Origin of the sequence: Gemmobacter caeni (genome assembly GCF_003054195.1) — a bacterium.
GTDB classification, from domain to species: domain Bacteria; phylum Pseudomonadota; class Alphaproteobacteria; order Rhodobacterales; family Rhodobacteraceae; genus Gemmobacter; species Gemmobacter caeni.
The window spans coordinates 175,767-187,522 of the sequence record NZ_QBKP01000003.1; the positions used below are offsets into that span (position 1 = coordinate 175,767).

The following is an 11,756-nucleotide window of genomic DNA, read 5'->3' on the forward strand; positions in this document are numbered from 1 at the left end:
CGGATGCGCGCCGCCGCCTCCCTGCTTGGCCTGACGACCGCCGCGGCGGTGCTTTCGGGCTGCGCAGGGGACAGCGCCGACGCGCCGCCGCCTTCGGCCCGGTATGAGCGGATCGAGACGATCCTGCTTGACGGGGATCTGGTCAATTTCCGTGTCGCCATGACCGGCGCACGGAATGATGGGGATGTCGAGGCCTATGCGCGCTGCGCGGCGGCCCAATATGCGCTGATCCGGGGTTTCGGGTTCGCGCGGCATGTGCGCACCACGGTGGCACAGGATGGAAACAACTGGCGCGGCGATGCGGTCTATGTGATCTCGGCCGCGCTGCCCCGCGGGTTGCGGACGATCGACGCCGAGGTAACGGTGCGCGATTGCGGCGCGCAGGGGATACCGACGGTATGAAAAAGACTTGGGCTGAGGGACCAGAGGCAAATGGCTGAATTTCTGCAAACAGGTCTGGGGACGGCGCTGCTGATCGCGGCGCAATGTCTTCTGGTCATCGCCTTCGTGATGATCTCCTTGTTGTTCCTCGTCTATGGCGACCGCAAGATCTGGGCGGCCGTCCAGATGCGGCGGGGCCCGAACGTGGTGGGCGCCTTTGGCCTGCTGCAATCGGTGGCCGACGCCCTGAAATATGTGGTGAAAGAGGTCGTGGTGCCCGCGGGTGCCGACCGTCCGGTGTTCTTCCTTGCGCCGATGCTGTCCTTCGTTCTGGCGATGATCGCCTGGGCGGTGGTGCCGTTCTCGGATGGCTGGGTGCTGTCGGACATCAACGTGGCCATCCTTTATGTCTTCGCCATTTCCTCGCTGGAGGTTTATGGCGTGATCATGGGCGGCTGGGCCTCGAACTCCAAATACCCGTTCCTCGGCTCGCTGCGGTCGGCCGCGCAGATGATTTCCTACGAAGTGTCGCTGGGTCTGATCATCATCGGCATCATCATCTCGACCGGCTCGATGAACTTCGGTGACATCGTGCGGGCGCAGGATACCGGCTGGGGCCTGTTCGGCTGGTACTGGCTGCCGCATCTGCCGATGGTGGCGCTGTTCTTCATCTCGGCGCTGGCCGAAACCAACCGCCCGCCCTTCGATCTGCCCGAAGCGGAATCCGAACTGGTGGCCGGCTATCAGGTGGAATATTCGGCAACGCCGTTCCTTCTGTTCATGGCGGGCGAATATATCGCCATCTTCCTGATGTGCGCGCTGATTTCGCTGCTGTTCTTCGGCGGCTGGCTGTCGCCCATTCCGGGCCTGCCGGATGGCGCGCTGTGGATGGTCGCCAAGATGGCCTTCTTCTTCTTCATGTTCGCCATGGTGAAGGCGATTGTGCCGCGCTACCGCTATGACCAGCTGATGCGGATTGGCTGGAAAGTCTTCCTGCCGCTGTCGCTCGCCTGGGTGGTGATCGTGGCATTCCTTGCAAAATACGAAGTTCTGGGCGGCCTCTGGGCACGCTGGACCATCGGGGGCTGAGATGGGCGAAACGCGCGCAATCGACTTCAACCGGGCAGCGAAATATTTCCTGCTGGTGGATTTCATCAAGGGCTTCGGTCTGGGCCTGCGGTATTTCTTCGCGCCGAAATCGACGCTGAACTACCCGCATGAAAAGGGGCCGCTGTCGCCGCGCTTCCGGGGCGAACACGCGCTGCGCCGCTATCCGAACGGCGAGGAACGCTGCATCGCCTGCAAGCTGTGCGAGGCGATTTGCCCCGCGCAAGCCATCACCATCGACGCGGAACCACGCGAAGATGGCAGCCGCCGCACCACGCGCTATGACATCGACATGACGAAATGCATCTACTGCGGCTTCTGTCAGGAAGCCTGCCCGGTGGATGCCATCGTCGAGGGGCCGAATTTCGAATTCTCGACCGAGACCCGCGAGGAGCTTTACTACGACAAGGCAAAGCTTCTGGACAACGGCGCCCGCTGGGAGGCCGAGATTGCCCGCAATCTTGAAATCGACGCGCCCTATCGGTAATCCCCATGAACGATGATTTCACCAAACTTTTCAAGACGATGATGGAGCAGGGGCAGGAGATGGTCCGTGCCTTCAACCCGTCCTTGGAAAACATGTCGGTGAAAGGGTTCGAAAATTACATCCCCACCATGACCAAGGACATGATGGAGATGTGGTTCGGCCGCACGTTCAACCGCGAGGGGCTGGATGCCAAGACCCGGCTTCTGGTCACCATCGCCGCGCTGACCGTTCTGGGTGCCCATGCGGAGGCGCAGCTGAAGCTGGCGATCCGGCATGCGCTTGAGGCGGGCGCGACCAAACGCGAGATCGCGGAAGTGATCTGGCAGATGAGCATGTTCGGCGGGCTGCCCGCCATGCAGAAGGCGCTTGAGATGGCTCAGGCGGTTTTTGCGGAAACCGAGGAGAAGAACGCATGAGCGTTGCGGATATTGCCTTCTATTGCTTCGCCGTGGTGACGGTGGCGGCGGGCCTCATGGTCACCGTATCGCGCAACCCCGTGCATTCGGTTCTGTGGCTGATCCTGACCTTCCTGTCGTCGGCGGGGCTGTTCGTCCTGCTGGGGGCGGAGTTTGTGGCGATGCTGCTGATCATCGTTTATGTCGGCGCGGTGGCAGTGCTGTTCCTCTTCGTCGTGATGATGCTGGACGTCGATTTCGCGGAACTGAAGGGCGAGATGGCACGCACCATGCCGCTGGCGCTTCTGATCGGGGTGATCATCATCCTGCAATTCGGCATGGCCTATGCTGCCTGGACACAGGCCGAAGGCGCGCTGGGTCTGCGTCAGGCGGTGGCCCCGGCCATCGAGGATGTGCAGAACACCAAGGCCCTGGGTCTGCTGATCTACGACAAATACATCTACCTCTTCCAGGCCTCGGGCCTCGTGCTGCTGGTCGCCATGATCGGCGCCATCACCCTGACGCTGCGCCACCGCAAGGACGTGAAGCGCCAGAACGTGCTGCACCAGATGTGGCGCGACCCGGCCAAGGCGATGGAACTGAAGGACGTGAAGCCGGGGCAGGGGCTCTGACAATTCAGAGGGGCGCACAATGATGCGCCCTGATCGCGGGTCTGTCCCGCAAGCGGAACAATTACGGGCACACACCCGGAGGGACGAGAATGGTAGGACTTGAACATTACCTGACGGTGGCGGCGGCGCTGTTCGTCATTGGCATCTTCGGCATCTTCCTCAACCGGAAGAATGTCATCGTCATCCTGATGTCGATCGAACTGATGCTTCTGTCGGTTAACATCAACCTCGTCGCCTTTTCCAGCTTCCTGGGCGATCTGGTGGGGCAGGTCTTCACCATGTTCGTGCTGACCGTCGCCGCCGCCGAGGCGGCCATCGGCCTTGCGATCCTGGTGAGCTTCTTCCGCACGCGCGGCACCATCGACGTCGAAGACGCCAACGTGATGAAAGGCTGAACGAATGGCCACGATCATTCTCCTCGCGCCCCTTGTCGGGGCCCTGATCTGCGGCTTCGGCTGGCGATTCATCGGTGAAACGGCCGGTCAGGTCATCACCACCTCGCTGGTGTTCCTTGCGGCACTGCTGTCCTGGATCATCTTCCTTGGTTTCGACGGCGAGACGCAGCGCATCGTGCTGATGCGCTGGATCGAAAGCGGTTCGCTGGCAACGGAATGGGCGATCCGGCTTGACCGGCTGACCGCCATCATGCTGGTCGTGGTGAACTCGGTTTCTGCGCTCGTCCACCTCTATTCCTTCGGCTACATGGCGCATGACGACAACTGGAAGGAGGGCGAGCATTACAAGGCGCGCTTCTTCGCCTATCTTTCGTTCTTCACCTTCGCCATGCTGACGCTGGTGACATCGGACAACCTGGTCCAGATGTTCTTCGGCTGGGAAGGCGTGGGCGTGGCCTCCTACCTGCTGATCGGCTTCTACTACCGCAAGCCTTCGGCCAATGCGGCGGCGATGAAGGCTTTCATCGTGAACCGCGTCGGCGACTTCGGCTTCGCGCTGGGGATCATGGCGCTGTTCTTCCTGACCGACTCGATCCGTTTCGACGACGTGTTCGCAGCGGGGCCGCAACTGGCGCAGACCAATCTGACTTTCCTCTGGACCGAATGGAACGCGGCCAACCTGATCGGCGTGCTGCTGTTCATCGGTGCCATGGGTAAATCGGCGCAGCTCGGCCTGCACACCTGGCTGCCCGACGCGATGGAAGGCCCGACCCCGGTGTCGGCGCTGATCCACGCCGCGACCATGGTGACGGCGGGGGTGTTCCTCGTCTGCCGGATGTCGCCGATCTATGAATATGCGCCCCAGGCGCTGGCCTTCATCACCGTTCTGGGGGCGACCACCGCTTTCGTCGCGGCGACCATCGGTCTGGTGCAGAACGACATCAAGCGCGTCATCGCCTATTCCACCATGTCGCAGCTTGGCTACATGTTCGTGGCTGCGGGCGTGGGCGTCTATTCGGTGGCGATGTTCCATCTGTTTACGCATGCCTTCTTCAAAGCCATGCTGTTCCTCGGTGCCGGTTCGGTGATCCACGCGACCCACCATGAGCAGGACATGCGCAACTACGGTGGCCTGCGCAAGAAGATCCCGCTCACCTTCTGGGCCATGATGATCGGCACGCTGGCCATCACCGGCGTCGGCATCCCGCTGACCCATATCGGCTTCGCGGGCTTCCTGTCGAAAGACGCGGTGATCGAAAGCGCCTGGGTCGGCAGCCAGTATGCCTTCTGGATGCTGGTCGTCGCGGCCTGCTTCACCTCGTTCTATTCGTGGCGGCTGATGTTCCTGACCTTCTACGGCGAAAGCCGGGCGCATGGTCACGGGCATGGCCACGGCCATGATGACCATCACCACGAGCCGCATGAAAGCCCTGTTGTCATGCTGATCCCGCTGGGCGTTCTGGCGCTGGGGGCGGCCTTCTCGGGGATGCTGTGGTACAACAGCTTCTTCGGGGATGAGGCGAAGATGCGGTCGTGGTTCGGCATGGAACCGGCCATGGAGCATGTGGCCGCCGACACCGGGCATGCCACTACGGAAGGTGAGGGCGACCAGGCTGCCGCGACCGGGGCGACGGAAGGCCATGCGGCCCCGGCTGCCGGAGAGCAGGCAACCGAAGGTCATGCCGTGGCGAGCGCCCCGAAAGGTGCGATCTTCCTTGGCGCCGAAAACCATGTCATCCACGCGGCGCATGAGGCGCCGAACTGGGTGAAGGTTTCGCCCTTCATCGCCATGCTGCTTGGCTTCTTCGTCGCCTGGATTTTCTACATCCGTCGGCCCGATCTGCCGCGGCGTCTGGCGACGGCGCAGCGCCCGCTTTACGAATTCCTGCTGAACAAGTGGTATTTCGATGAGCTTTACGCCGCGATCTTCGTGGCGCCCGCCCGCTGGCTTGGCAACTTCCTGTGGAAGAAGGGTGACGGCGCGGTGATTGACGGCACGATCAATGGCGTGGCCATGGGCTTCATCCCGATGCTCACCCGCGTCGTGAACCGGATGCAATCCGGCTATATCTTCCACTACGCATTCGCCATGGTGCTGGGCATCGCTGCCCTGATCACCTGGATGTCGCTCTCGGGGGGCGCGCACTAATGGAAAACGTCCTTTCCATCATCACCTTCATTCCGGCTGTAGCGGCTGCCATTCTGGCGCTGTTCCTGCGCGGGAATGATGCCGCCGCGCAGCGCAACGCCAAATGGGTGGCGCTGGTCGCGACGACCGCCACTTTCCTCGTGTCGCTGACCATCCTGTCGGGCTTCGACCCGGCCAATACTGGCATGCAGTTCGTCGAGGAATACGACTGGATCCTCGGCCTGAAATACAAGATGGGCGTCGACGGCATCTCGGTGCTGTTCGTCATGCTGACGACCTTCCTCATGCCGCTGACCATCGCGGCCTGCTGGACGGTGGAACATCGCACCAAGGAATACATGATTGCCTTCCTGCTGCTGGAAACGCTGATGCTCGGCGTGTTCTGCGCACTGGATCTGGTGCTGTTCTACCTGTTCTTCGAGGCGGGCCTGATCCCGATGTTCCTGATCATCGGCATCTGGGGCGGCAAGGACCGCATCTATGCGGCGTTCAAATTCTTCCTCTATACCTTCCTCGGCTCGGTGCTGATGCTGGTGGCGATGGTGGCGATGTATGTCGACGCAGGGACCACCGACATGGTGCAACTGCTGAACCACACTTTCGCCTCGGACACGCTGAACATCGCGGGCATTCACGTCGTGGGCGGCATGCAGACGCTGCTGTTCCTCGCCTTCTTCGCCAGCTTCGCGGTGAAGATGCCGATGTGGCCGGTGCACACCTGGCTGCCCGACGCCCACGTTCAGGCGCCGACTGCCGGTTCCGTGGTTCTGGCGGCGATCCTGCTGAAGATGGGCGGTTACGGCTTCCTGCGCTTCTCGCTGCCGATGTTCCCCGTGGGCGCTGACGTGATGTCGGGCCTTGTGCTGTGGATGTCGGCCATCGCCATCGTCTACACCTCGCTGGTGGCGCTGGCGCAAAGCGACATGAAGAAGCTGATCGCCTATTCCTCGGTCGCACATATGGGCTATGTCACCATGGGCATCTTCGCGGCCAATCAGCAGGGGATCGACGGCGCCATCTTCCAGATGCTGAGCCACGGCTTCATCTCGGGCGCGCTGTTTCTTTGTGTCGGCGTGATCTATGACCGCATGCATACCCGCGAGATCGACGCCTATGGCGGCCTTGTGATCCGCATGCCCGCCTATGCGCTGATCTTCATGTTCTTCACCATGGCCAATGTGGGTCTTCCCGGCACCAGCGGGTTCATCGGCGAGTTCCTGACGCTCATGGGCATCTTCCAGGTCAATACCTGGGTGGCCGTGGTCGCCACCTCGGGCGTGATCTTCTCGGCGGCCTATGCGCTTTACCTCTACCGTCGGGTCGTGTTCGGCGACCTGATCAAAGAGGCGCTGAAGTCGATCACCGACATGAATGGCCGCGAGCGCGCGATCTTCGCGCCGCTGGTGGTGATGACCCTTCTCCTCGGCGTCTATCCGTCGCTGGTGACCGATATCATCGGTCCTTCGGTCGAGACGCTGGTTTCCGACTACCATGCTGCCCTGCCTGCGTCTGCCGACGTGGCGGAAGCGGCTTCGCACTGAGGGCCCGCCCATGACCGGCACCGATTTCAACATCCTCCTGCCCGAGGTCGCACTTTCGATCTACGCCATGGCGGCGCTTCTGTTCGGGGTCTACACCACCAAGGACAAGGCTGCGGGCCTGATCACCTGGGTGACGGCGGGGGTTTTCCTCGTACTTGCCTTCTGGATCGGCACCAACGGCGAGGGCGCGCGCACTGCCTTCGGCGGCATGTTCAACGACGATCCCTTTGCCCGCTATGCGAAAATCACCATCCTGCTGTCGGCCGCCGCCGTTCTGGTGACGAGCTTCGACTACATGAGCCGTCGCGATCTCGCGCGGTTTGAATATCCGATCCTCGTTTCCCTGTCGGTCGTCGGCATGATGATGATGGTTTCGGCGGGCGACCTGATGGCGCTGTATCTGGGGCTGGAGCTTCAGTCGCTGGCGCTTTACGTCATCGCGGCCCTGCGCCGTGACAGTGCCAAATCCACCGAGGCGGGCCTGAAATACTTCGTCCTTGGCGCGCTGAGCTCGGGCCTGCTGCTGTACGGCGCCTCGCTGACCTATGGCTTTGCCGGCACCACGCTGTTCTCGGGCATCCTTTCGACGCTGGGTGGCGAGATCCCGCTGGGCCTTCTGTTCGGTCTGGTGTTCATGCTGTCGGGTCTGGCCTTCAAGGTTTCCGCGGCGCCCTTCCACATGTGGACGCCGGACGTTTATGAAGGCGCGCCGACCCCGGTGACGGCCTTCTTTGCAACCGCGCCGAAGGTTGCCGCCATGGCGCTGCTGGCCCGTCTTGCCTATGATGCCTTCGGTGCCATTCCGGGCGACTGGCAGCAGGTCATCGCGGTGATGTCGCTCTTGTCGATGTTCGTCGGTGCCATCGCGGCCATTGGCCAGCGCGACCTGAAGCGCCTGATGGCCTATTCGTCGATCGCGCATATGGGCTATGCGCTGCTTGGCCTCGCGGCGGGCACGGCGGCCGGGGTGCAGGCCATGCTGATCTACATGGCGATCTACGTCACCATGAACATCGGCACCTTCGCCTTCATCCTGTCGCTGGAGCGTGACGGCAAGCCGGTGACCGATATCGCGGCGCTGAACATGTTCGTGAAGCGTGAACCCATGAAAGCCTATGCCGTGCTTGCGCTGATGTTCAGCCTTGCGGGTGTGCCGCCCTTCGTCGGCTTCTTCGCGAAGTTTGCGGTGTGGCAGGCGGCGCTTTCGGCGGGGCTGACCTGGCTTGTGGTGGCCAGCGCCGTGGCTTCGGCCATCGGGGCCTTCTATTACCTGCGCATCGTCTACTTCATGTTCTTCGGGAAGGACGGCGAAACCGTTGAAAGCCGGATGAGCGCGCCGCAGTGGATCGCTTTCGTGGCGGCGGCGCTGATCATGCTGGTCGGGGCGGTCAACCTGTTCGGGATCGACCCTGCGGCGGCCGTGGCGGCCGAAGCCCTTGTCCGGTAACGCGGACCCGGTCTGGCCCGAGGGCGTGGCGCGCCATGCCCTCGATACGGTCGACAGCACCAATGCTTATGCGCTTTCCCTCGTGCCGGGCCTGACAGGTCCGGCATGGGTCATTGCGGGAGAGCAGACAGCGGGACGCGGGCGGCGCGGGCGGCCCTGGTCCAGCCCGCGCGGCAATTTCTACGGCAGTCTGGTGATGCGCCCCGAGGGGCGGCCCGAAACGGCGGCGCTGCGCAGCTTCATCGCGGCGCTGGCGCTGTATGACGCCTGTGCAGGGCTGACCGATCTGCCCGGTGCCTTCGCGCTGAAATGGCCCAATGACGTGCTGCTGAATGGCGGCAAGCTGGCGGGTATCCTGCTGGAAAGCGGCGGGGCAGGCGGGCGTGTCAGTCATCTGATCATCGGCATCGGCGTCAACCTGATCGGCGCTCCGCCGGTTGAGGCGGTGGAACCCGGTGCCGTGACGCCGGTCAACCTGCTGGCGGAGACCGGCCTGCGCATCACACCCGAACGGTTTCTGACCCATCTGGCTGCGGCCTTCGCGCTGTGGGAAACCCGCTTTCAGGCCGAGGGCTTCGCGCCCATCCGCGCCGCGTGGCTTGACCGGGCAGCGCGGCGCGGCGAGCGCATCCGTGCGCGCACCGGCACGACCGAACGGCACGGGATTTTCGAGACAATCGACGACAGCGGTGCGCTGGTCCTGAACATCGACGGACGGCGGGAGGCGATCCCCGCCGCCGAGGTCTTTTTCTGAAAGGCACCAGCCATGCTTCTGGCCATCGACTGCGGCAATACCAATACGGTGTTCTCGATCTGGGACGGGCGCGAGTTCATCGCCACCTGGCGCATCGCCACCGATCATAAGCGCACGGCGGATGAATACTTCGTCTGGCTGTCTTCGCTGATGATGCTGACGAAGACCGAGGCGCAGATTGACGAGGCCATCATCTCATCCACCGTGCCTCGCGTGGTGTTCAACCTGCGCGTGCTGTGCAACCGTTATTTCGATTGCCGCCCTCTGGTGGTGGGCAAGCCGGAATGCGCGCTGCCGGTGGCGCCGCGCGTCGATCAGGGCACCACGGTGGGGCCGGACCGGCTGGTGAATACCGTGGCAGGCTTTGACCGTCATGGCGGTAACCTGATCGTGGTGGATTTCGGCACCGCCACCACTTTCGACGTGGTGGATACCGATGGCGCCTATATCGGCGGGGTCATCGCGCCGGGTGTGAACCTGAGCCTTGAGGCCCTGCATATGGCCGCCGCCGCCCTGCCGCATGTGGATGTCACCAAACCGGCAACGGCCATCGGCACGAATACTGTGGCCTGCATGCAGTCGGGCGTGTATTGGGGGTATATCGGTCTGGCCGAAGGCATCGTCCGGCAGATCCGCGCCGAACGTGACCGGCCGATGAAAGTGATTGCCACGGGGGGGCTTGCACCTCTCTTTCAGCAGGGCACCGACCTGTTCGATTCGGTGGAGGACGATCTGACCATGCATGGGCTCGTTCTCATCCACCGCCATAACAAGGAACTGGAAACCGCATGAGCGTGAAGAACCGCCTGATCTATCTGCCCCTCGGCGGTGCCGGCGAAATCGGGATGAACTGCTATGTCTACGGCTATGGGCCGGAAGGGCGTGAGCGGCTGATCGTCGTCGATCTGGGCGTGACCTTCCCGGACATGGACACCACACCGGGCGTCGATCTGATCATGCCCGATATCGCCTGGCTGGAGGCGCGTGCCGACCGGATCGAGGCGATCTTTATCACCCATGCGCATGAGGATCACATCGGCGCGCTGGGGCATCTTTGGCCCAAGCTGAAGAAGCGGGTCTATGCCCGGCGCTTCACTGCTGCAATCGGTCGCCTGAAGTTCGAGGAACAGGGCCATCCTCTGGATGTGATCCATACGGTCGAGCCGCGCCCCGCGGTGGTCGAGGCCGGGCCGTTCCGCGTGCAGTTCGTGCCGATCGCCCATTCGATCCCCGAAAGCTCGGCGCTGGTGATCGACACGCCCGCTGGGCGGCTGGTGCATTCGGGCGACTTCAAGCTGGACCCGACCCCCATCGTTGGCGAGGGCTGGAACGAAGCCGCGTTCCGCGCCATTGCCGACGAAGTACCGGTGAAGGCGCTGATGTGCGATTCCACCAACATCTTCTCGCCTGCGCCGGGCCGGTCGGAGGCGACGCTGGCCGATCCGATCCATGGCCTGATTGCCAATGCGGGTGGCATGGTTGTGGCGACGACCTTCGCGTCGAACGTCGCGCGGCTGAAAACGCTGGCTGAGGCCGGGCGGGCAGCGGGCCGGTCTGTCTGTCTGCTGGGCCGCGCGATGCAACGCATGGTCAAGGTGGCACAGGAAACCGGCGTGCTGACCGATTTCCCGACCATCATCCCGTCGGAACAGGCCACGGAAGTCTCGCGCCAGAACCTCATGCTGATCGTCACCGGCAGTCAGGGCGAGCGGCGTGCGGCGACGGCGCAGCTGTCGCGCGGCAAGTATCTGGGGCTGGAGCTGAAAGAGGGCGACATGTTCCTCTTTTCGTCCAAAACCATTCCGGGGAACGAACGTGATGTGCTGCGCATCATGAACAGCTTCTCGGAAATGGGCGTCGATGTGGTGGATGATACGGGCGGGCGCTACCACGTTTCGGGCCATGCCAACCGCCCGGATCTGGAAAAGATGCATGAAGTCCTGCATCCGCAGATGCTGGTGCCGATGCATGGGGAACACCGCCACCTGCGCGAGCATGTGAAACTGGCGGAGGCGCGCGGTAGCGCAGGTGAGATTGCCACCAATGGCATGATGCTGGATCTCAGCGGTGATGCCCCCGAGGTCGCGGAATATATCGAGACCGGGCGGCTTTATCTGGATGGATCGGTGCTGATCGGTGCGATGGATGGTGTGGTGCGCAACCGCATCCGCATGGCGCTGAACGGGCATGCCATGGTCAACGTCATCCTGGATGAACAGAACGAGCCGCTGGGCGAGGCCTGGGTGGAACTGATGGGCCTGCCGGAAACCGGCAAGCGCGGGCAGCCGTTGGCCGAGGCGATGGAGGCGGAGCTGACGCAGTTCCTTGAAACCGCGCCACCCAAGATCATGCGCGACGATGAAAAGACCGAAGAGGCGATCCGTCGGATCGTGCGTCAGGTCGCGGTCGAGGAGATCGGCAAGAAGCCCGAGGTCACCGTTGTGGTCAGCCGCCTGTCAGAGGAATGA

The 11,756-nt window shown here is 62.8% G+C and carries 12 protein-coding genes; all 12 read left to right on the top strand.

Features of this window, described 5'->3' with window-relative positions:
* The first annotated feature begins 3 nt into the window (after positions 1-3).
* The 12 genes from C8N34_RS06145 (at position 4) to C8N34_RS06200 (ending at position 11,756) form a co-directional block, all read left to right on the top strand.
* The gene (locus C8N34_RS06145; protein WP_054302302.1) at positions 4-402 is read left to right on the top strand and encodes a hypothetical protein; all 399 of its coding nucleotides are present in this window, start codon (positions 4-6) and stop codon (positions 400-402) included.
* 30 nt (positions 403-432) lie between these two features.
* Positions 433-1,470, top strand: a complete 1,038-nt coding sequence (gene nuoH, locus C8N34_RS06150) for an NADH-quinone oxidoreductase subunit NuoH (RefSeq protein ID WP_054302301.1) — start codon at positions 433-435, stop codon at positions 1,468-1,470.
* 1 nt (position 1,471) lies between these two features.
* Entirely contained in the window at positions 1,472-1,975 is a 504-nt protein-coding gene (nuoI, locus tag C8N34_RS06155; protein ID WP_054302300.1) for an NADH-quinone oxidoreductase subunit NuoI, read from the top strand.
* Between the two features lie 5 nt (positions 1,976-1,980).
* Entirely contained in the window at positions 1,981-2,391 is a 411-nt protein-coding gene (locus tag C8N34_RS06160) for a carboxymuconolactone decarboxylase family protein (RefSeq protein WP_054302299.1), read from the top strand.
* Positions 2,388-3,002, top strand: a complete 615-nt coding sequence (locus C8N34_RS06165) for an NADH-quinone oxidoreductase subunit J (protein ID WP_108128217.1) — start codon at positions 2,388-2,390, stop codon at positions 3,000-3,002. The genes C8N34_RS06160 and C8N34_RS06165 overlap by 4 nt, the downstream gene beginning before the upstream one ends.
* An 89-nt stretch (positions 3,003-3,091) precedes the next feature.
* Entirely contained in the window at positions 3,092-3,397 is a 306-nt protein-coding gene (nuoK, locus tag C8N34_RS06170) for an NADH-quinone oxidoreductase subunit NuoK (RefSeq protein ID WP_054302297.1), read from the top strand.
* 4 nt (positions 3,398-3,401) lie between these two features.
* Positions 3,402-5,546, top strand: coding sequence for an NADH-quinone oxidoreductase subunit L (gene nuoL / locus C8N34_RS06175; protein ID WP_108128218.1), 2,145 nt, complete (start codon positions 3,402-3,404; stop codon positions 5,544-5,546).
* On the top strand, positions 5,546-7,087 hold the full coding sequence (locus C8N34_RS06180; RefSeq protein ID WP_054302295.1) for an NADH-quinone oxidoreductase subunit M: 1,542 nt from the start codon (positions 5,546-5,548) through the stop codon (positions 7,085-7,087). The genes nuoL and C8N34_RS06180 overlap by 1 nt, the downstream gene beginning before the upstream one ends.
* A 10-nt stretch (positions 7,088-7,097) precedes the next feature.
* Complete coding sequence (gene nuoN, locus C8N34_RS06185) at positions 7,098-8,534, top strand: NADH-quinone oxidoreductase subunit NuoN (RefSeq protein ID WP_054302294.1); 1,437 nt, start codon at positions 7,098-7,100, stop codon at positions 8,532-8,534.
* Entirely contained in the window at positions 8,524-9,288 is a 765-nt protein-coding gene (locus C8N34_RS06190) for a biotin--[acetyl-CoA-carboxylase] ligase (protein WP_108128219.1), read from the top strand. Before nuoN ends, C8N34_RS06190 begins: the two co-directional genes overlap by 11 nt.
* 12 nt (positions 9,289-9,300) lie before the next feature.
* On the top strand, positions 9,301-10,080 hold the full coding sequence (locus C8N34_RS06195; protein WP_054302292.1) for a type III pantothenate kinase: 780 nt from the start codon (positions 9,301-9,303) through the stop codon (positions 10,078-10,080).
* Positions 10,077-11,756, top strand: coding sequence for a ribonuclease J (locus tag C8N34_RS06200; protein ID WP_108128220.1), 1,680 nt, complete (start codon positions 10,077-10,079; stop codon positions 11,754-11,756). Before C8N34_RS06195 ends, C8N34_RS06200 begins: the two co-directional genes overlap by 4 nt.

What these genes read in the sequence shown, in the direction of transcription:
- C8N34_RS06145 (WP_054302302.1), top strand. Translation starts at nt 4, where the DNA reads ATGCGCGCCGCCGCCTCCCTGCTTGGCCTGACGACCGCCGCGGCGGTG.
- nuoH (WP_054302301.1), top strand. Translation starts at nt 433, where the DNA reads ATGGCTGAATTTCTGCAAACAGGTCTGGGGACGGCGCTGCTGATCGCG.
- nuoI (WP_054302300.1), top strand. Translation starts at nt 1,472, where the DNA reads ATGGGCGAAACGCGCGCAATCGACTTCAACCGGGCAGCGAAATATTTC.
- C8N34_RS06160 (WP_054302299.1), top strand. Translation starts at nt 1,981, where the DNA reads ATGAACGATGATTTCACCAAACTTTTCAAGACGATGATGGAGCAGGGG.
- C8N34_RS06165 (WP_108128217.1), top strand. Translation starts at nt 2,388, where the DNA reads ATGAGCGTTGCGGATATTGCCTTCTATTGCTTCGCCGTGGTGACGGTG.
- nuoK (WP_054302297.1), top strand. Translation starts at nt 3,092, where the DNA reads ATGGTAGGACTTGAACATTACCTGACGGTGGCGGCGGCGCTGTTCGTC.
- nuoL (WP_108128218.1), top strand. Translation starts at nt 3,402, where the DNA reads ATGGCCACGATCATTCTCCTCGCGCCCCTTGTCGGGGCCCTGATCTGC.
- C8N34_RS06180 (WP_054302295.1), top strand. Translation starts at nt 5,546, where the DNA reads ATGGAAAACGTCCTTTCCATCATCACCTTCATTCCGGCTGTAGCGGCT.
- nuoN (WP_054302294.1), top strand. Translation starts at nt 7,098, where the DNA reads ATGACCGGCACCGATTTCAACATCCTCCTGCCCGAGGTCGCACTTTCG.
- C8N34_RS06195 (WP_054302292.1), top strand. Translation starts at nt 9,301, where the DNA reads ATGCTTCTGGCCATCGACTGCGGCAATACCAATACGGTGTTCTCGATC.
- C8N34_RS06200 (WP_108128220.1), top strand. Translation starts at nt 10,077, where the DNA reads ATGAGCGTGAAGAACCGCCTGATCTATCTGCCCCTCGGCGGTGCCGGC.